The organism is Paenochrobactrum pullorum (assembly GCF_041929845.1).
Classification (GTDB): domain Bacteria; phylum Pseudomonadota; class Alphaproteobacteria; order Rhizobiales; family Rhizobiaceae; genus Paenochrobactrum; species Paenochrobactrum pullorum.
In genome coordinates, this window is record NZ_JBHEEH010000011.1 from 13,452 (window position 1) to 34,193 (window position 20,742).

A 20,742-nucleotide genomic window follows, 5' to 3' on the forward strand; every position below is an offset into this window, starting at 1 on the left:
ACATGGCAGCTTTCATTTTCAGGCGGGTACTTCTTCTTATACCGATGTTGCTCGGTGCATCGCTCTTTATATTTTTAACGCTGAGGCTGGGTCCTAGCGACCCGGCAATGGATTATCTTCGGCTGTCAAAGGTTCCGCCAACACCACAGGCTTTGGAAAATGCCCGGCAATTACTGGGGCTTGATCAACCGATCATCTTTCAGTATTTAGACTGGTTGTGGAACGCTCTCCGTTTGGATTTCGGCATATCTTACGCCACACAGCGCCCTGTATTACCTGATATTCTTCACTTTCTTCCGGCCACGCTTCAACTTGCCGGTGTTGCCCTTCTGTTAACCATAGGCCTTTCTGTTCCGCTTGGAATGTGGGCTGCACGTCATCGTGAGAAATGGCCGGATCAGATTGTACGCTTAATCGCCTTTGTCGGCGTTTCCATGCCGAACTTCTGGCTTGGTTTTTTATTGGTTCTGGTCTTTTCGGTTTACCTCGGCTGGCTTCCTCCGATGGGAAAAGGTGGCATTTCCCATATTATAATGCCGGTAATCGCTATTTCCTTCATGTCTTTGGCAATTAACGCACGGCTTTTGCGTGCGAGTATGCTTGAGGTCAGCGGACAGCGTCATGTGCGTTATGCACGATTGCGAGGCTTGTCGGAAAGACGTGTTGAGCATTCACATATTTTGCGTAACGCTTGGCTTCCGATCATCACAGCAATAGGCATGCATATTGGCGAACTGATCGGGGGCGCATTGATCATCGAAAGCATCTTCGGCTGGCCAGGTGTTGGGCGATATGCTGTTTCAGCTATTCTCAACAGAGATTACCCTGTCATTCAATGTTTCACATTGCTCATGGTCGTTATTTTTGTTCTGTGTAATTTGATTGTCGACATCATCTACGCCATCGCAGACCCCAGAATCCGGCTTTCAGCAGAGGGTGTACAGTAATGATGCAAAATCAGATCATTGCACAAAGTGCATCAAGAACGTTAAGCCGCAATTTACTTTTGTGGTTCTCTTTCTCCATTATTGCTTTACTCGTGATGGCAGCAATCGCCGGACCATGGATTTCTCCGCACGATCCGGATTTTGTTGATATCGGGCAGCGCTTACAATCTCCTGACAGCACTTACTGGCTGGGCACAGATCATCTGGGCAGAGATATTTTTTCCCGTTTGATAGCAGGGGCGCGTGTTTCCTTAGGCGCAGTTGCAATAACCCTGGTGATTATACTTACCCTTGGTATCAGCATCGGCGGTTTCTCGGGCTTTGTAGGAGGACGCACCGATCAGATCATTATGCGCGTTACAGATGTTTTCCTGACATTTCCAACTTTGGTGCTGGCACTTTTTATGATCGGTATACTTGGAACCGGAATTGTCAATGTAATCATTGCCATCGCCTTGTCTCACTGGGCATGGTACGCGCGTATCGTGCGCGGCATCGTGCTTTCGCTTCGACACAGAGAGTTCATTCTCGCTGCAAGGCTCAGCGGAGCCAGCCGTCTGCGTGTATTCATGAAGCATCTGTTTCCCGCAACAATCGCGCAGTTGATGGTTTTAGCAACTTTAGATATCGGTCATATGATGCTCCATGTTTCCGGACTGTCTTTTCTTGGTCTTGGTGTTACTCCGCCCACTGCAGAATGGGGGGTAATGATCAATGATGCACGGCAGTTTGTCTGGACATCACCGATGCTTATTTTCTGGCCAGGCCTCATTTTGTTTTTCAGTGTTATGGCTTTTAACATTCTGGGCGACGCCCTGAGAGACAGACTAGATCCCAATCTGAGGGCAGAAACATGTCATTAAATTCTCAAACACTGGAAATTTGCAATCTTTCCGTCGGTTATTATCACGATACCCATATTCATTTGATTGTAGCGGATTTGTCGTTGACGATTGAACGAGGAAAGATACTCGCTCTTGTCGGCGCAAGTGGTTCGGGCAAGTCGATGACATGTTCAGCAGTGCTCGATGTTTTGCCGCCGGGTGTCAAGACAGTTAACGGAACCATTCATCTTGACGGCAAACAAGTACCCCCCAAAGAATTGCGGGGGCGTAGCGTGGCTAGTATTATGCAAAACCCACGCAGTGCGTTCAATCCTGTGCGTACAATGCGCCAGCATATTGCCGAGACACTTTCAGCGCTCGGACGTAACAGCCATAACGAGATGGTTGAGATCAATGATACCTTGCTAGCGGTTGAGCTTGATGAGCCCGAACGGATACTTGATCTTTATCCGTTCGAAATGAGTGGCGGCATGCTGCAACGCATGATGATTGCCATTGCTTTGCTAAGTAAATCGCAATTCCTTTTTGCCGATGAACCGACCACAGATCTTGATCTGATCGTTCAGATAAAAATTTTGGAGCTACTCGAAAAACTTGCACATGAAAGAGGTCTCGGCATTTTGTTGATCACGCACGATATGGGTGTTGTTGCAAAAGTCGCCGATGAGGTTGCCGTCATAGATACCGGTATCTTGGTCGAACAAGAACCCGTGGAAAAGATTTTTCAAACACCTAAAGACCCCATCACGCGAATGCTGGTGTCTGCTCATTTATCGCTATACGGCATGGAGCTGGCAGTCTGATGTTATTGCAAGTAAAAAATATCAGTAAATATTACCAAACGCATTCTCTGATGGGGGCAAGCGAGCCACGTCTTATTCTTGATGACGTCTCTTTTGTTATTCAAGAAGGCGAGACAATCGCATTATTAGGACGCAGCGGTTGTGGTAAAAGTACCCTCGCAAGACAGATCTGCGGTTTGGAATACCCTGAAACAGGCGAAATTCTTTATCGGGCTACGTCAACGCGCAAGCTTGACCGCGAGCAAACCCGTTTGTTTCGACGCGACGTGCAGATGGTTTTCCAGGATTCACCAAGTGCTGTCGATCCGCGTATGACAATCCGCTCGATCATTGAAGAACCTTTAAGGCATCTTACTGAACTGCGTTCTGAACAAAGACTTAAACGTATTGCCGAACTCCTTGAAATGGTCGAATTGCCGAAAGACTTAATCAATAAGTTGCCGTCACAGATCAGTGGTGGCCAGTTGCAACGTGTTTGTATCGCCAGATCGCTTGCAGCCAACCCGAAATTGATCATTCTTGATGAGGCAGTTTCAAATCTTGATACGCATTTGCAAGCTTCTGCTCTGAAATTGCTCGCTAAACTGCAAGAGAGTCAAAGTGTTTCATATCTGTTTGTGACACATGACTTGAGGTTGGTCGAACGATTTGCCGATCGTATTATCGTCATGGAGGATGGCCGTCTGGTAGAGGAACAGGATAATGGTCAAATAGAAACTTTGAAGCATAAAGCATCTATAGCGCTTAAAGATGCAATCCTTCCACCTTTGCCGGATAAAAGAAATAAATGCTCGCATGAGCTTTACGTGTGATAAGCTAAATTTTCTTTTGCTAAAGATTGTAAAGCGTTACTCTGATTATATGATAATTTAGTTTTCCGTATTACTCTCGGAGAGGCCGACTCTGGGTGTTTTATATTGAATTATTTTAATTTTATAAATTTGGATATTTTTAGGATTTATTTTCATATTTATATTTTAATGTAGTTTTATATTTTACGGTAATATTTTTACCGCTACCCATTTAAGAAATTATATTCTTAGATTTGTTTATAAAATGATTTTTTCTTTCTGTTCATGGCGGAGCTTCATGGTCAAGAATTAGGCATCAGTGTCGAAGAGCACCAGCCTAATCATACAGGATCATGCAATGAAAAAGACTTTAATATCCTTTCTAACTTCAGTCAGTTTACTGGGTGGTGTTTTGCCGGCCTTTGCAGAAAACGGCGACGTGATCCGTTATGCCTTATGGAGCAATCCGCGCGGGACATTTCATCCAACACTTTATTTTACTGACTATGACCGTGCGATTATTTTTTCGGTTTTTGGACGCCTTTATACACTGGATGAAAAGCAGCAACCTGTGCCATCCTTGGCGTTATCCCATGAATATTCAACGGATGGTCGCACATTGACGTTGCATTTGCGCGAGGATGTGAAATGGCATGATGGGCAAGCCTTTACGGCCGAGGATGTCGCTTTCACATATGGCACACAGGCACATCCTGATTTTCCGCGTGATACACCTGATTTTGTCAAGCAACTGGAAGGTTATGAAGACTATCACTCAGGCAAAAGCCAGGAGCTTTCCGGTATAAAGGTCATCGATGACAATACTGTCAGCTTTACGTTCAAAGCGCCATATGCAGCCGTTTTTGCGCATTTTACCGATAAGCCTGTATTGGCCAAACATATTTGGGAAAAGGTGCCTATTAAAACATGGAATGAAGCAACAGAGCAACTGCGTAATCCGGTTGGAACGGGTGCTTATAAATTTGTTGAATTTCTTTCCGATCAATATGTTAAACTGGTGCGTAATGATGATTATTTTGGTGGTCAGCCAAAAACTGAAACCATTATTTTTAAAATCTCCAATGCGCAGACGGCTCAAAGCGAGTTGATTAACGACGAGCTCGATATCGCAGAAATTTCATCATGGAACGAGCGCGATCTTCAAACTTATCGTGATGCGGGCATTCGAATTGTCGAGCAATATGGCCCGGGCGGGCAATATATGCCTTTTGATACCCGCAATCCGAAACTCGCAGATAAAAAAGTGCGTCAAGCGATTGTTTACGGCATTAACCGTCAAGCAATTGTTGATCGTTTGCTTTTCGGTCATGGACAGGTTTTCAATGCCAAGGCTCATCCTCAAAGCCCTTATTATCCCTCTGATCTTAATCCTTACGATTATGATCCAGAAAAAGCCAAAGCGCTGCTCGCGGAAGCTGGTTGGACGGATAGCGACAATGATGGTTTTGTCGATAAAGACGGAAAGAAATTTACATTTACGCTGAATTATCCGACCGGCAATCGCACCCGTGAATTATCAGCACCTATTATTCAGCAAAATCTCAAGGCAATCGGCATTGACGTGGTTCTCAACTCCGCTGATTTCAATACGACGCTGGCAATCTTGCAGGATCCGAAACAGAGCTATGATGGTGTGTTGATGGGCGGTACATTCCGGCCTGCACAGTATGAAAACAATTTTTGGTGGGAACGGTTTTCAACACCGGAACTCGATAAATTGGCGGCTGCTTTTAACTCTACCATCAACCCTGAAGAGCTTGAAAAAAACGTTGGAGGCTGGTTGCGCGGTGTCAATGATGAAGTGCCACATGTCTGGCTCTACATTCCGAATGAAGGCTTTGCACTGGGTAAACGCGTAACAAATCACTCTGCGCGCCCCTATGAACCATTTGCGGACATAGCTGAGTGGACTGTCAGTAAATAATGAAGAGCCGGATATAAAAATATCCGGCTTCCATTAAAGGCTTGCTTTATGATTGTTTATATTCTGCGCCGTCTATTGATTGCGATACCGGTCATTGCCGGTATTTCGATTGTGGTTTTTGTGCTGGTCAAACTTCAGCCGGGTGATCCGTTTGTCGGTATGATCAGTCCGGAAACGACACCGGAAGAAAAACAGGAAATGTTATTGCGTGCCGGTTATCTCGATCCGGTTTGGCAACAATATCTGCGCTGGGCAACACGCGCTGTGACGGGTGATCTTGGCTATTCCTTGCAGCATGGCACATCGGTGACAAAGCTCATCGGCGAGCGTCTTGGCAACACATCATTGCTGGCTGGCGCAGCCCTTGCTTTGACACTTGTGATTGCTTTGCCGCTTGGACTTTATGTTGGCCTGCGCCGCAATAGCAGTGTCGATGTCATTGCATCGGTCTTGTCTTTTATACTGGTTTCAATACCGGCCTTCTTTCTGGCAATCGTCTTTATCAAATTATTTGCGGTTAATCTGCGTTGGTTGCCAACATCGGGTGTCATAACACTAGGTACCAATTATACCGGTATGGCACATGTTATTGATGTTATTAGTCATTTGATATTGCCTGCATCTGTTTTGGCGCTCACCAATATTGCCATTTTAAGCCGTTATTTGCGCTCCAGCATCAGTGACATTCTTGAACAGGATTTTATCAGGGCTTTATTTGCCAAAGGTTTGACACGCCGATCCGTGATTACGCCGCATTTGCTTCGCAATGCCGCCAAGCCGTTGATCACGATTGTCAGTCTGGAAATACCTGCCTTACTCTCGGCTACCCTTTTAACTGAAACTATTTTCAGCTGGCCCGGCATTGGTCGTCTTAGTTTTGAGGCGGTGCAGGGCAGGGATTATCCACTTTTGATGGGCATTGTGCTGTTTCTGGCATTGGTCACTTTGCTGACCAATCTGCTTGCTGACGTGCTTTACGCCCTGATCGACCCACGTGTGAGGCTCGGCTGATGAGTATAATTGTTGCAGAAACTTTGCCTGTAAGCCGCACAATATGGCAACGCCTCATTGCTGACCGCTATTTTTTCTGCGGTTTTGTGATTTTGTTCGCTCTGACCGGTCTTGCCGTTGCTGCCCCCTGGCTTGCACCTTTCAATCCGGAAGATGTTGATCTTTTTTCGATTGAATCACCGCCGGATGCCATTCATTGGCTAGGTACCGACGAGATTGGTCGTGATGTGTTGTCGCGTCTTTTATATGGCGGTCGTGTCTCGGTTCTTGTCGGCCTTTCAGCTGTGATGGTGCAATTGGTCATCGGCGTTTTTCTTGGCAGTCTTGCCGGTTATTTCAGCGGTATTGTTGATGCAGGTATCATGCGCTTGACAGAAGTGGTCATGTGCTTTCCGTTCTATGCCATCGCAATTACGCTTGCAGCGATTTTCGGTGCCAGTGTCTGGAATGTTATTCTCATTATCGGCATTTTGAACTGGACCGGTCTGGCGCGTCTTGTACGTGCTGAATTATTGTCGCTGCGCGAGCGTGAATATGTTTTGGCCGCCAAAGCGATGGGCGTCAGCCATGCTCGTATTATAGCACATCATTTGCTGCGCAATGCCTATGGTCCCATTCTGGTTTATGCCACTTTGGCAGTAGCACACGGTATTTTGGCAGAGGCAGCGCTAAGCTTTTTAGGTCTTGGTGTGCGCCAGCCGCAAGCCTCATGGGGCAATATGCTCTCTGCAGCGCAGAGTATGCGCGTAATCAGCTATCAATGGTGGCTATGGGTGCCGCCGGGCATCGCGATTGTTGCGATGGTTCTTTCCATTAATTTTGTTGGTGAAGGTTTGGCGCGCACCCTTAATGCCCGCCCCATCACTCCGATCAAAGATCTGAAGCCATAACAGCCATTCGTATATGGTTTTGAAAGGAAATTAAGATGAGCGATTTTTTAAATCAGTTACAAGAAGCAAGTGTTCTTTCTCCCAACGAACAGGCTTTTCTCGGTCGTATCGATGAATGGTTTGCAGCACATAAACAAGAATTTATTGCCGATCTGATTGATTGGGTGAGCTATCCAAGTGTGAGTGACGCCGATAAAGCCGCGCCTGATGCGCCCTTCGGCCCTGAAGTGGCACGTTTATTTGATCGCGTGATTGAACGCGCACATGCACTCGGTTTTAAAACAGAGCGTCATGATGGTTATGCCATTTCAATCTTGGGTGATGATGGATCTATCGATGAAGATATCGGCTTGGTGTCTCATATTGATGTCGTGCCAGCGGGTGAAAACTGGACTTTCGAGCCATATCAACCATTTGAGCGGGACGGCTTCATTATTGGTCGAGGATCATCGGATAATAAAGGGCCAGCCTTACTCGACCTTTATTTGCTGCGCGCTTTTCGTGAGCTTGGTGTTGGTTTCAAACGTCGTTTGCGCATTGTTTATGGCGGGGCGGAAGAAACATCGATGGCAGATATTGCGTATTTTGCCGAACACGGCCCAGTGCCGCGCTTGTCCATCATTACTGACGGCGGGTTTCCGGTAAATTATGCACAAAAAGGCGGGCTAAATCTTGTGGTTCGCTTGCCTGTTCAAGGATCTGTCCTTGCGGGATTAAAAGCAGGTGTGGCCGCCAATGCGGTGCCTGCATCAGCAACTTTGGCCTTAAAAGATCGAGATATTAAAACGTGGGAAGAAAAAATAGCGTCCCTTTCAGCTGATCTGAGGGAAAAGATTAGTGCAGGACAAGATGGCACCGACCTTATCTTGCATGCGCGCGGGCAATCAGGACATGCAGCATTTCCGGAAAATACGCTTAATCCTATTCCGCTTTTGTTACGTGCACTGATTGAAGCAGACACATTGCAAGGTGCCGATCTTGAACTTGCCAAACTGATCGCAGGTCTTTTGGCCGATCCTTGGGGCAAAGGTGCCGGTGTGGCTGATGAGGACGAACAAACAGGAAAACTGACCCTCAATGGTGGTCTTATTAGTGGTGATGAAAACGGTATCACATTGCATCTGGATATACGTTATCCGATATCGACCAATGTTGGCCAATTACTGACAGTTTTGGAAGAAAATATCCGTCCGTTTGAAGGTCATATTGACATTGAGCGCGACGCCAAACCCGTTCATTTTGACAAGAACAGCTCCTTGGTACAATTGCTGCAAAATAGTTTTGACACAGTGGCTGAAGCAAAAACCCAACCCTTTTCCATGGGTGGCGGAACCCATGCACGCGTGTTGCCAAATTCAATCACCTTTGGTCCGGGTTTCGGACGCGATCCGTCGCTTCTGTTTCAAGGCGAGGCTGTGAATGCACGACCGGATTTCATTCCGGCTGAAAACGGGTCGGCACATGGCCCTGACGAGTTTGTAGCAATTGAAAATCTGCGCAAAGCTTTGCTGGTTTATGCCGTTACCCTGCCACGCCTTGACCGCTGGGTAGATGAAGGGTTGGTGTGACATGCCGCTAGCGCTTAAAAAGGAAATTTTAACGGTTAATGATTTGTCGGTTCGTTTTCAGGATGGAAATGGCTATGTTGAGGCAGTCAAAAATATCAGCTTTGAATTGGCAAAAGGTGAAATATTAGCCATTGTCGGCGAAAGCGGTTCAGGAAAATCTGCAACTGCGATGGCTATTCTTAACCTGTTGCCGGGCAATGCAAAAGTTACAGGATTTGTAGGTTTTGCTACGCATGATCTGATTAATATAAACAAGCAAGTCATGCGGGATATTCGTGGCAAACGCATTGCGGTCATCTTTCAAGATCCGGCTGGCGCACTTGATCCGGTTTTTTCAATAGGTTTTCAGTTAGATGAAGCCATTCGCCTGTACAAACCGGAAATGCCCCGAAAGGCCCGGTTGGAGCGTGCTGCCGAATTGTTAAATCAGGTTGGCATTAATGATGCACAAAAACGACTGTCGCGCTACCCGCATCAGTTTTCCGGCGGTCAGTTGCAGCGCATCATGATTGCAATGGCGCTGGCCGGAGATCCGGAAATTCTGATTGCCGATGAACCAACAACGGCCTTGGATGTGACCGTGCAGCAGGACATTCTTGATCTGCTTTATCGCCTCAACCAAGAGAAGCAAATGGCACTATTGTTGATCACCCATGATATGGGCGTTGTCGCTGATTTGGCGCACCGTGTCATTGTGATGCGTCAGGGTGAAATTGTCGAAACTGCATCAGCAAACACATTATTTGCCAAACCATCACAAGACTATACGCGCCAATTATTAGCAGCAGTGCCGGATCAGCAAACTGCACGATCAAAACCAAAAATCATATCGGCAAAAAATGCACCGGTCATTGTCGAGCTGCGTGATGTGCGTCTTGCCTATGCAAGTGGCTTTGGACGGCGCACAGAGATTGTCAAAGGTGTATCTTTTGACATTCATGCCGGTTCCTTCATGGGGCTGATCGGGGAATCCGGCTCAGGCAAAACCACGATTGGCAGAAGTCTGCTGGGATTACTGAAACCCAATGCAGGTTCCATCCGCTTCACGGATGCCTTTATTGATGGTGGTTTAAAAGCCCAATCTAAACAATGGCGCAAGCATATAGGAGCGGTTTTTCAAAACCCTGCAAGCTCACTCAATCCGCGCGTGACAATCGGGCAATCCATTGCGGAACCTTTGCAAACGCAGACTGATTTCACCGCGAAAGAGATTAAAACGCGTGTTGCGGAATTGCTTGAGCAGGTTGGGTTGCCGCGCGGTTGGGAAAAGAGATTACCGTCCGAGCTTTCAGGTGGTCAGCGCCAACGTATCGCGATTGCCCGTGCTTTGGCTCTAAAACCAAGATTATTGATTGCCGATGAACCGACATCGGCACTCGATGTATCCGTTCAGGCAGATATTTTGCAATTACTGGAAAATTTGCAAAATGAATATGGTTTTGCGTGTCTTTTTATCAGTCATGATTTGGCGGTGGTGCGCAATATTTGCCGATCGGTCATTGTGCTTCGTAATGGCGCCATCGTTGAAACCGGCTCTGTCAGCTCCGTATTGGATAATCCGCAGGATCCTTATACGCGCCAGCTTATTGCCAGTGCGCCGGTGGCTGATCCTGCAAAACAAGCTGAACGACGCAATGAGCGTTTTTCGGGGAAGACACCACAGGTTAAGCGTTTGAGTGAAAAACAATATTTGCTGCCGGTTTTACAAGGAACTGTATCAGCGGTTGCATGAATGATGTCGATCTTTGGGTTTTTCATGATGAAAAGCACACATACTGCATCAACTGATTTCTGATAGGTCGAGGATTAGATTATGACGATTTCAACCAAGCCCAAACGGCTCGGATTTTTTACGCGGGTGCTGGATCAGGCCGATGCGGGCGAGCGTTATCGTTTGGTAAGTGAACAAATAATCCATGCTGAAAAACACGGGTTTGACAGTGCATGGGTGGCTCAGCACCATTTTCATGCCGACGAAGGCGGCTTGCCGTCCCCTGCCGTTTTTCTGGCGCATGTCGGTGCCCGCACATCGCATATTCGTCTTGGCACTGGTGTTATTACACTGCCGATGGAAAACGCGATCCGTGTGGCGGAAGATACGTCAGTTCTGGATTTGCTGTCCAATGGCCGATTGGAAGTAGGCTTTGGTACCGGTGGCACAAGGGAATCTTTTGAAACTTTCGGGGTCGACAGCGACAAAAGAGGCGAGGTTTATGCTGCCAATCTTCAGCTTGTGCGCGACGCTTGGAGTGGCATTCGCTTAAATGGTGGCAATCATCTTTATCCGACAGCGCCACATCTCATCAATCATGTCTGGCTCGCAACATTTTCCGCTTTAGGCTCAAAATTAGCAGGACTTAGTGGTGACGGGCTGATGTTGTCACGCACCCAACCGCGCGATCCCCAAAATCCGGATGCGTCTTTGTCCGATATTCAAAACCCGATCATCGATGCTTATCTGAATGCACTTCCGGAAGGAAAAACGCCGCGAATCCTTGGTTCGCGCAGCTTGTTTGTTGCAGAAGATCGCAAACGTGCACTACAATTGGCAGAATATGGCTTGAGTGATTTTGCGGCTAAAATGGCAGCACGCGGGCTCCCTGTTCAAGCACGCAATGTCGAAGATCTGATCCGCGTATTTGATAGTCACGTCGGCACACCCGACGATGTTATCGCATCATTAAAGCAGGATACTGCTTTGCCACGCAGCACCGATCTGGTGTTTCAGGTGCATTCAATTGATCCGCCGCATGAAGATATTTTGCGTTCTATTGAACTGACTGCGCAATATGTCGCTCCGGCATTGGGTTGGCACAAACAATTATCATCAAAGCTTGTAGCAGCAGAATGAGGAGCAAACATGAGCGCGCATAATAAGGATATTATTGATCAGCTGGCCGGTGTTAAAGCCGGCTCTTCACTTGATCATTTGAGGGCAAGACGACCTGTTACCAAAGAGCAGGCACAAGCAAGTTGGGAGGTTTTGTTTCAACCCGCCAACGAGACCGAAATTTCAATTACCGAGCGCCTTGCAGTCGGACTTTTTGTTTCAGAGCTACATGGGGACGTGGCCAGCCGCAAACTTTATGAAACAAAGTTGAAAAATCAGCCTGATGGTGAACAACTTGCTGATATAATCAGAAAAATTGCGCAAACAAATAAAGCAGAAGGGCCTTATGGGCACTTCCCACAAGGGCCATTAAGTGCAGAAGATCAGGATGGCCCGTCCTTTGTACAATCTAAAGAACATGCGCAAGTCGTGTCACAGCGCTTGTGGGCAGCTCTAACGCACGCACATTTTCTCGTTTTTCATCCGCGTGATGCAAACCCTGACCGTTTGAAAATTCTCACCAATGCTGGTTGGTCAGCAACCGGCATTATCACCTTGTCCCAGCTTATATCCTTTCTGGCTTTCCAGTTGCGTGTGGTCAGCGGACTGAAAATATTGGCCGAAGCTTAATTTTTGAAAGCAATTCCATGACAGAACAAGTGATCGAACCCCATATTGAGAACGGACCGACTGTTTTTACACAAGCTCAAGTCGGCTGGACGCCTTGGCTGGCACCTTTGGCAGAAGGTGAACTGAGCGAAAGACACAGGCAAGCTCTGGTAGAGCCTGCTCGTGCCAAAAATCCATATTTCACATTATTGGTGCGGGATCCGGATATTCTGGAAACACGCACAAAAACAGACAAAGATATTTTTTACAATACCAAGGATGGCCTAGCCCGTGCAGAGCGTGAGTTGGCAGCAACCGCCGCGTCGCGATTTAATGGTTGCATTTATTGCGCATCAGTTCATGCACGTTTTGCGTCGCATTTTTCCAAACGGGAAGAAGATGTGCAGCGCTTGCTTGATGAGGGGATTGATGCTGATCTGGGAGAGCGATGGAATGCGATCGTTGCTGCCTCTGTTGCGCTCACCGCAACACCACCTGCCTTTAATAAAGATCATGTCGTGCGTTTACGTGCAGCCGGTTTTGATGATGCAGAAATAAGCGATGTCATTCATGGTGCGGCATTTTTCAATTGGGCCAATCGTTTAATGTTATCCATTGGCGAGCCGACAGGCGTTAATGCATAAATTTTTAACGCGAATAGGTGGGGTCAGGTTTGAAATACGGCTTGCATTGATAATAGTAAATTATCAATGCAAGCATTCATTCTGGAGCGTACCTGTTCGCCTCAAGTGAGGAGGAATTACGAGAACAAAACGACGGCTCATTATTTGAGTGAAATTTGTACTAAAAATTCAAACGCCGCTAATTAAAATCTCCAAAATGATTTTTAAAGTAAAGGCGCGTCTTAGTGAAAGAAACGCCGTTCATAATTTATACCAGCAAGTTTTTTCTGCTTAAATTTTGCAAAGCATCATAAGCGGAAAGAACGGTTTCCATCTGTGCAGTGTGACCGCGGATGAAATCGTCACCATAAATCGTTTCATCCGGATATTCCGTAATCAGTGTCATCGGCACCATATGACGGTCATCGACACTGATCAGACACGGAAAGCCATTGATGATACGAAAGCCGGTTTCGCCGGCATGCTTTTCAAACAATGCAATTTGCGAATTATTATAGTCAACAAGTCCTGTAATGGCGGATAGGTGGCGGGTGACATGATCAACCAGCTCTTCGGATTGTTTTAGCCATTCACTGTGATGGCGAACAATCAGAAAGAAGCCTTTAGGTAGTGTCCACATGCCAAAACCGCGTGGGACATAACCTGAAAGCGGGCGTGTCCATTCATGCGACGGATAGCCGTGCAAATTGACATGCAGTTTTGCACCCGTTAATTTTTCGGCCTGAATGCGGATCGCTTTTTCCCAAAGCTTGTCGCCATTATTTTCAACACTGCGATATTCCAGATCATCACCCATCGCGGTATAGCGCGCTGCATGGTGCATATGTTTCGGATTAGCGGCACATAAACGACGGTGTAACTCGTAGCCGTCCGGATTTTCTTGCGGCGAAATGGTGAAATGCGCCGAACTGCGGGCTTTCAGCTGACGAGCCGCACGCAAGGCACCAACAACACCTGTTGTTTCATTGGCATGTTGGCCGGCACTGATGATCATTGGCTGATCACTGCCTTTGATATAGCGTCCATGAACCGTGCGGCCGGAACGGGATTTACTTTGATAAATTTCTCCACCGATTTGCTCAAGTTCTGCTAAAATTTGAGCCGCAAAAAGAGGCGTTTGAGCTGTTTCAAGCTTTTGATCGTCGCCTGTTGCATCAATGGTCGAAAGCGGGCGGATGGTGATGCAGATGGAAGGTGCTTGGTCTGCATAGGTGATTTCAGGTACAATTTGCCCCGGTTGCAGCCCGCGATCACCGAGTGGGCGACCGGATTTTTTCTGAAAAACTTCTAAAAGAGAGAAATAGAAATCTTCATGCAAAGCTTCGCTTAAGCTAATGGCTTCTTCGGCATAGGCCAGCTTTTTGTCTTTTGCAGGCAGACGAACGCTAATATTAAGCTCTTCAAAATATGGCTCGCTCACCCCCCATGGATAGGTAGCGACAGCTGTAATACCGGCATGAAACATCTTTTCATAATCTGTTTCAAAGCGCTCTGATGTTGTGCCATCTGTACGGGTAATTTTTAGCCAGCCTGTTGGTGACAAAAGTGTTTCGCCAACAGCATCTTGATGAACGCGATTGGGTGCAAAGACTTCGTGGCTCTCTACGCGACCGTCCTGATAGGTCAGCTCGACGTAATAGATGAAGTCTTCTTTGCCGGACGGTGTAAAATCAACACTTGCACGACCGACCAATTTTGTCAGCGGATAGGTTTCCAGCAAAAAGCGGTTTGGCGCGCAGGCTTCATGCGATGGATAAGCGATTTTGATGTCTTTGACGGATGTACAATCAACACCCTCAAGAAAAAAATGCACAAGTGGCTTATAGGCACTATGTATTTTAGCCTCAACACCAAGTGCGTTCAGCTTTTTTTCTGTTGTTTTACGGCTTTGCTCGTCGTCAAAAAGCCATGCTTCAATGAAAGCGCCGTGCATTGCCGGAGAGCCACATAAAGCCAGTAATTGATCAATGCTGCGTTCAAAGCTATTTTCAAAAATAATGGTCATCGTGATGTTCTCCCTGTCGGATCAAGGCTGTCACGCAGCCAGTCGCCGAGAAGGTTAAGACCTAGAACGGTCAGCAAAATTGCTAACCCTGGGAAAACGCTCACCCACCATGCGGTTTGCAAATAGGTGCGGCCATCAGCCAGCATCCCGCCCCAGCTTGGAATGGTCGGATCAACACCGAGACCCAAAAATGTCAGACTGGATTCCAGCAGAATATTATTGGCAACATTGAGGGTCATTAACACGATAACAGGACCCAATAAGTTAGGCAGTAGATGCTGGAAAATGATGCGCCAGTCTTTCACGCCGATTGCACGCGCAGAAAGGATGAATTCGCGTTCACGCAATGCCAGTACCGAACCGCGGACAAGGCGGGCATATTGCACCCATTGTGAGACAATCAGAAGGACGATAGTATTCACCAGCCCACCTCCGACAATGGCGATAAAGGTAATCGCCAGCAGGATGAAAGGAAGCGCTAATTGCACGTCAGCAAAGCGCATGACCAACATATCCCAGAACCCGCGATAATAACCGGCAATCAGCCCCATGATAACGCCAAAAACCACAGCGCCAGCGACTGATATAAAGCCGACCATCAGCGAGATTTTACCGCCTGTGACCACGCGCGCCAGCACGTCACGCCCAAGGGGGTCAGTGCCGAAAATATGCGCGATGTTGGTAAATGGCGGGGTAAGACGCGCCATCAGATCAATTTTATCCGCGCCATTTGGAAAGAGCAGGCCGGAAAAAAGAACGGCTAAGCAGATGATTGCTGTCAGACCAACGCCAAGAATAAATTCAAGACTGAGCAAACGGGAGAACAGCAGGGAAGAGGAAGTTTTCGCGGCCATATTCTACTCCGTCCGGATGCGTGGATCGACAAGGCCATAGGCAATATCGACCAGAAGGTTGACACCGATAATCAAGAGCGACAATACGGTGATGGTTGCTTGCAATACTGGGTAATCACGGCCGGAAACGGCATCAAAAGCCAGCGTTCCCATGCCCGGCCAGCTGAACACGCGCTCAACGACCACAATGCCGCCAAGCAGACCACCAAATTGAAGGCCGAAATAAGTGATCAGTGGAATAGCGCAATTGCGCAAGGCATGTTTGTAGAGAACTTTGTTTTCACTCAAACCTTTGGCACGCGCAACCATGATATATTGCGATTGCAGAGTTTCGAGCATGGCAGTGCGTACCAGTCGCACATTGGTGGCGGTGAGAATAATGCCCATCGTGACCGCAGGCATGATGTAACTTTCAAAGCCGTTCATGCCGCTTGGCGGCAGCCATTGTACGCTGACGGCAAAGACGAGCACCAACATGGTTGCAAGCCAGAAATTCGGAAATGACAGGCCGACGAGCGATAGGATACGGATCAGCTGATCTGCCCATTTGCCGCGCGATGTTGCGGCCTTAATGCCGAGCGGAATGGATACGATAATAGAAACAATCATCGAGGCAAAGGCAAGCTTCAAAGTGGCAGGAAGCGCGTCTTTAATGAGCACATTGACCGGTGTTCCGCCAAGGAAACTGCGCCCAAAATCAAGCGTGAACAGGCCTTTAATAAAGTTCCAATATTGCACGATGAATGGTTGGTTCAAGCCCAAACCTTCACGGATACGCTCCAGATCGGCCTCGGTGACACTGCCTGCGCCTTGGGTGAGCATCAGCGCCGGATCACCGGTCAGACGGATTGCAAAAGCGACGGTCAGTGTCACAACAATGACGACAAAGATCGCCTGTAAAATTCGTTTGATCAGAAAACCGGCCAAAATGATGATCCTTTATAATATCAAGGAATTGCCGCGCCGATCAAAATCGGCGCGGTTTATTGTTCTATTAATCGACGCTGACTTCATTCAGACGCAGACGGCTGTCTGGTGCCGGTACGAAATCTTTGACGCGTTTGTTGATGCCGTAAATTGCTTTCTGGTTATAAAGCGGCATTTCCAGAGCGCGTTCGGCGGCGTATTTTGCAATGTCTTTCAAGATGACTTCACGCTTTACCCGATCAGTGATCGCGCGCTGGGATTCAAGCATTTCATTCATCTTCGGATCATCATCATACGGGTTCCACTTTTCACCGGTGTGATACATGGAATAGGCTGTATTATCATAATCGAATGTCCAGCCGCCCCATGACTGCTGGAACATCGCGCCGGTTTTACCCTGCGGAATGATGTCATTCAGAAGAACGTTGGTTTCGTAAGGTTTGATGGTCGCCGTAATGCCGATCATCTGCAAATAGCTGGAGATTGCCTGAACAACTTCGTTCAAAGTCGCATCATTACCGCGAATATCGATCTGAACACTCGCGCCTGGTTTAACACCTGCTTCAGCAAGCAGCTTTTTGGCAGCTTCCGGATCATAAGGAAGCGGCTTCAGTTCAGGATCATAACCGAAAGATAATGAGCCTTGCAGACTGCCGATCGGTTCTGCTTGACCACCCAAAATAGACTGGATGATGGTGTCGCGATCAACGCCGAGGATTAAAGCTTTACGCACACGCGGATCAGCGGTGATGCCGTCACGGGTGTTAAAGCGTAAAGAATGAACGGTCGGGCCGGCAGTTGTCACGATCTCAAGCTTCGGATCGCTCTGAATGGTTGGGATCATGCTGATTGGAATGGTTGGCGGGATCACGAGATCAACACGACCGGCTTGCAGTTCTGCAACAGCCGTTGCAGGCTCAGTGATAAAGCGATATTCCAGTTCGGAAAGCTTTGGCGCGCCGCCCCAATGGTCTGCAAATGCTTCCATCTGGATGCCGACTTTTGGCTTATAGCTGGTGACTTTGAACGGGCCGGTACCGACAGGATTGGCGTTGAAGAAATCATCGCCTTTTTCCTGAATATATTTTGGTGGGACGATCATCGCACCATAACCGGCCAGCTTGGTCATCAAAACCGGATCGGTGTCTTTCAGGTGGAAATCAACGGTTTTATCGTCGATGACTTCAACTTTATCAATCGCTACATAATTGGAGCGCTGCGGGCCCTTGCCGCCTTCTTCACCGAGCAGGCGTTCAAAAGTGAATTTTACGGCTTCAGCATTAAAGTCTTCTCCATTGTGGAATTTTACATTCTCACGAAGATGAAAACGAATGCGCTTGCCTTCGTCTAATTCTTCCCATGATGTTGCCAGAGCCGGGACGATTTTCAGATCAGGGCCGCGATAGACCAGACCGTCATAGATATTGGTGGCAACGGATGCCCAGTTGACCAAAAAAGTGTCAATCGGATCCCAGCTGCCCGGATCTTGCGGTGAGGATACGGTCATTTTTCCGGCAGCAAATGCCGGTGAGGCTGACAGGGCAACGGCAGATAATGCTGTCGCCAATGCCAGACTGGAGAAAATGGTTTTTAGTCTCATGCTCTCGACTCCCTTTTTTAAATATTCAGCTGTCTGGTTTTATGTGTTGAGTGCAATAAAATGGCCATTGGCCACTTCTTCATATTGCCATATTTGCGGCTTGTCTTCGATCCGTTTGGTGGTGCTTGGAATTTCACCTTCCAGCATAACACGGTTGGTACGTGCCAGCGGATCGGCCACAGGAACGGCAGAAAGCAAACGACGAGTATAATTATGAGACGGCGTTTCAAAAACCTGCCGGCGTGACCCCATCTCCATGATCTGGCCGAGATAAAGAACCGCAACGCGATGACTCATCTTTTCAACCACTGCCATGTCATGGCTGATGAAGAGGTATGCGAGCCCGTGTTCTTTTTGTAAATCCATGAACAGATTGATAATTTGCGCCTGAATGGACACATCAAGTGCGGAAAGAGCCTCGTCTGCAATGATGAGTTTCGGGTTTGATGCAAGCGCACGTGCGATACATACACGTTGACGCTGTCCGCCGGAAAACTCATGCGGATAGCGGTTGGCAACAGCAGAGCTTAAGCCGACCCGCTCAAGTAATTCGTCAACGCGCTTGGTAATGGAAGCTTCATCTAGAATAAGACCATGCGTGCGAATTGGCTCGGCAATGGAAAAGCGAATGGTTTTACGTGGATCAAGCGACGCAAACGGATCCTGAAAGATATATTGCACTTGCTGGCGCATACGGAAACGTTCAGCGGCACTCATTTCGGAATAGGCTTTGCCATTAAAACGCATATCGCCGGAAAGAGGCTGCTGCAACTGCTGGATGGTGCGCCCGATCGTTGATTTGCCCGAACCGGATTCACCCACCAATGCCAGCGTTTCGCCCGGATGAATATCAAAACTGACCTGCGACACAGCATTACAGACATGAGTGACACGTCCGAAAATATTCTTCTTTATATTAAAGCGAACGGAAAGATCGCGTACCGACAAGAGCGGCGGCTGTTCAGGGCGTGCAGTATTTTGAATACGCGTTTCGCCGACCTGAACAGGCTTGCCGTCTTCAAGGATCGTGACCGGTGTTCTGATCGGGAAATCTTCACCGGCCATGCTGCCAAGTTTTGGCACGGCAGAGAGTAGAACTTTTGTATAAGCATGCTGAGGATTAGCGAAAATATCATTAACCGTGCCTTCCTCAACTTTCTTGCCCTTCCACATTACCACCACATCATCGGCCATTTCAGCGACAACACCCATATCATGGGTGATGAAAATCACGGCCATCTCCAGTTCTTTTTGGAGATCACGAATGATGTGCAAAATCTGCGCCTGAATGGTGACATCCAGTGCTGTGGTTGGTTCATCGGCAATAAGAAGTTTTGGGCGGCAGGCGAGCGCCATCGCAATCATCACGCGCTGACGCATGCCGCCGGAAAGCTGATGCGGATAGCGTGACAACAAGCCTGCCGCATCGGGCAAGCGCACCATTTCAAGCAGGCGCTGCGCTTCTTTCAACGCATCTTTTTTCGATAATTTTTCATGCAACATCAACACTTCGGCAATCTGGTCACCAATGGTGAAAACTGGATTAAGCGAGGTCATCGGCTCCTGGAAAATCATGGCAATTTCTTTGCCACGAATGCGACGCATCGTTTTCTGCTCAGTTTCAAGCAGGTTTAATCTGCCTTTGGAACCAGTAAATTGAATTTCGCCTTCCGGATATTGCGCTCCTTGCATGTCAGCCAGACGCATTACTGAAAGCGATGTGATGGATTTGCCGGAGCCGGATTCGCCAACAATGGCTAAAGTTTTGCCGGGTTTGACAGAAAAGCTCAATTGGTCGACGACCCGCGCAGTGCCGAACTCGACGGAGAGATTTTTGACTTCCAGCAATGGCTGGATTTCAGCTGTTTGGCGAAGCTGTGCGTCGTTCACTCCGGTCATCCTTTATAGTGTAATGGCAGAACGGGCTGCCTGATTAAATGCACCTGACATGAAACGTAGCAGAGCCGCTACTTCCGACAGGGTTTCTTCAGATGGGCGTGCACTTGCCGTTGGTCCCACAAGCAAGCGCTCGCGGATTTGCGCGTAATGCGCACAGGCTTCAGCACCTTTTTCTGTTATACGAACAGTTTTTTCTTTTGCTGCTTTACCAGTGGTGAGCAGTCCGGCTTTTTCCAGTTTCCGCAGGGCATAAGTGGCAATATGCGTGTCTTCAATATCAAGAACAAGACAGATATCAGCAAGTTTTTTTTCACGTCCGCGATGGCGGATGGAATGCAGAATCAGGATTTCAATCGGAGAGAGACCCGGCAATCCTGCTGCCGCCATGCAGCGAACCATCCAGCGGGAAAAGGCGTGGGAGGCAAGAATCAAGCCATATTCGACTTCTGATAATGCGGTGGAACCACCTTCAGCTAAATGAGCAGAAGAAACAATGGGTGTGATGGAGGGGGCATTGCGCAAATGTTCTGGCAAAGTACTTTCGGGCAAATTCATGTTTGCAAATGCTGAATTG

At 47.8% G+C, this 20,742-nt stretch carries 18 protein-coding genes; 12 read left to right on the plus strand and 6 right to left on the minus strand.

Features of this window, described 5'->3' with window-relative positions:
• Positions 1 to 2 precede the first annotated feature (2 nt).
• The 12 genes from nikB to JNC77_RS13540 all read left to right on the plus strand — a co-directional run bounded on the left by nikB (position 3) and on the right by JNC77_RS13540 (position 12,883).
• Positions 3 to 947 (plus strand): nickel ABC transporter permease subunit NikB, encoded by a 945-nt coding sequence (gene nikB, locus JNC77_RS13485; RefSeq protein ID WP_374833362.1) that lies wholly within the window; start codon positions 3 to 5, stop codon positions 945 to 947.
• Positions 947 to 1,810, plus strand: coding sequence for a nickel ABC transporter permease subunit NikC (nikC, locus tag JNC77_RS13490; RefSeq protein WP_374833364.1), 864 nt, complete (start codon positions 947 to 949; stop codon positions 1,808 to 1,810). Before nikB ends, nikC begins: the two co-directional genes overlap by 1 nt.
• Entirely contained in the window at positions 1,801 to 2,595 is a 795-nt protein-coding gene (locus tag JNC77_RS13495; RefSeq protein WP_374833366.1) for a nickel import ATP-binding protein NikD, read from the plus strand. Before nikC ends, JNC77_RS13495 begins: the two co-directional genes overlap by 10 nt.
• Complete coding sequence (gene nikE / locus JNC77_RS13500; RefSeq protein ID WP_374833494.1) at positions 2,592 to 3,407, plus strand: nickel import ATP-binding protein NikE; 816 nt, start codon at positions 2,592 to 2,594, stop codon at positions 3,405 to 3,407. Before JNC77_RS13495 ends, nikE begins: the two co-directional genes overlap by 4 nt.
• Positions 3,408 to 3,744: 337 nt before the next feature.
• Complete coding sequence (locus tag JNC77_RS13505; RefSeq protein WP_374833368.1) at positions 3,745 to 5,331, plus strand: ABC transporter substrate-binding protein; 1,587 nt, start codon at positions 3,745 to 3,747, stop codon at positions 5,329 to 5,331.
• Between the two features lie 48 nt (positions 5,332 to 5,379).
• Entirely contained in the window at positions 5,380 to 6,342 is a 963-nt protein-coding gene (locus JNC77_RS13510; protein ID WP_374833370.1) for an ABC transporter permease, read from the plus strand.
• Positions 6,342 to 7,232, plus strand: a complete 891-nt coding sequence (opp4C, locus tag JNC77_RS13515) for an oligopeptide ABC transporter permease (RefSeq protein WP_374833372.1) — start codon at positions 6,342 to 6,344, stop codon at positions 7,230 to 7,232. Before JNC77_RS13510 ends, opp4C begins: the two co-directional genes overlap by 1 nt.
• 35 nt (positions 7,233 to 7,267) lie before the next feature.
• Entirely contained in the window at positions 7,268 to 8,800 is a 1,533-nt protein-coding gene (locus tag JNC77_RS13520) for a Sapep family Mn(2+)-dependent dipeptidase (protein WP_374833374.1), read from the plus strand.
• 1 nt (position 8,801) lies between these two features.
• Entirely contained in the window at positions 8,802 to 10,532 is a 1,731-nt protein-coding gene (locus JNC77_RS13525; RefSeq protein ID WP_374833376.1) for a dipeptide ABC transporter ATP-binding protein, read from the plus strand.
• 81 nt (positions 10,533 to 10,613) lie between these two features.
• The gene (locus JNC77_RS13530; RefSeq protein ID WP_374833378.1) at positions 10,614 to 11,651 is read left to right on the plus strand and encodes a putative FMN-dependent luciferase-like monooxygenase; all 1,038 of its coding nucleotides are present in this window, start codon (positions 10,614 to 10,616) and stop codon (positions 11,649 to 11,651) included.
• 9 nt (positions 11,652 to 11,660) lie between these two features.
• Positions 11,661 to 12,260, plus strand: coding sequence for a CMD domain protein (locus JNC77_RS13535; protein ID WP_374833380.1), 600 nt, complete (start codon positions 11,661 to 11,663; stop codon positions 12,258 to 12,260).
• 17 nt (positions 12,261 to 12,277) lie between these two features.
• A complete protein-coding gene (locus JNC77_RS13540; RefSeq protein WP_374833382.1) occupies positions 12,278 to 12,883 on the plus strand; it encodes an alkylhydroperoxidase domain protein in 606 nt (201 codons plus the stop codon).
• Between the two features lie 247 nt (positions 12,884 to 13,130).
• Here JNC77_RS13540 and JNC77_RS13545 read toward each other — a convergent pair whose 3' ends face one another.
• The 6 genes from JNC77_RS13545 to JNC77_RS13570 all read right to left on the minus strand — a co-directional run bounded on the left by JNC77_RS13545 (position 13,131) and on the right by JNC77_RS13570 (position 20,723).
• The gene (locus tag JNC77_RS13545; RefSeq protein ID WP_374833384.1) at positions 13,131 to 14,888 is read right to left on the minus strand and encodes a M14 family metallopeptidase; all 1,758 of its coding nucleotides are present in this window, start codon (positions 14,886 to 14,888) and stop codon (positions 13,131 to 13,133) included.
• Positions 14,885 to 15,742, minus strand: coding sequence for an ABC transporter permease (locus JNC77_RS13550; protein ID WP_374833386.1), 858 nt, complete (start codon positions 15,740 to 15,742; stop codon positions 14,885 to 14,887). Before JNC77_RS13550 ends, JNC77_RS13545 begins: the two co-directional genes overlap by 4 nt.
• A gap of 3 nt (positions 15,743 to 15,745) precedes the next feature.
• Positions 15,746 to 16,669 (minus strand): ABC transporter permease, encoded by a 924-nt coding sequence (locus JNC77_RS13555; protein WP_374833388.1) that lies wholly within the window; start codon positions 16,667 to 16,669, stop codon positions 15,746 to 15,748.
• Positions 16,670 to 16,736: 67 nt separating this feature from the next.
• Positions 16,737 to 18,269 (minus strand): ABC transporter substrate-binding protein, encoded by a 1,533-nt coding sequence (locus JNC77_RS13560; RefSeq protein WP_374833390.1) that lies wholly within the window; start codon positions 18,267 to 18,269, stop codon positions 16,737 to 16,739.
• 39 nt (positions 18,270 to 18,308) lie between these two features.
• A complete protein-coding gene (locus JNC77_RS13565) occupies positions 18,309 to 20,159 on the minus strand; it encodes an ABC transporter ATP-binding protein (protein WP_374833392.1) in 1,851 nt (616 codons plus the stop codon).
• A 12-nt stretch (positions 20,160 to 20,171) separates the two neighbouring features.
• Positions 20,172 to 20,723 (minus strand): winged helix DNA-binding protein, encoded by a 552-nt coding sequence (locus JNC77_RS13570; RefSeq protein WP_374833496.1) that lies wholly within the window; start codon positions 20,721 to 20,723, stop codon positions 20,172 to 20,174.
• Between the last annotated feature and the right edge of the window lie 19 nt (positions 20,724 to 20,742).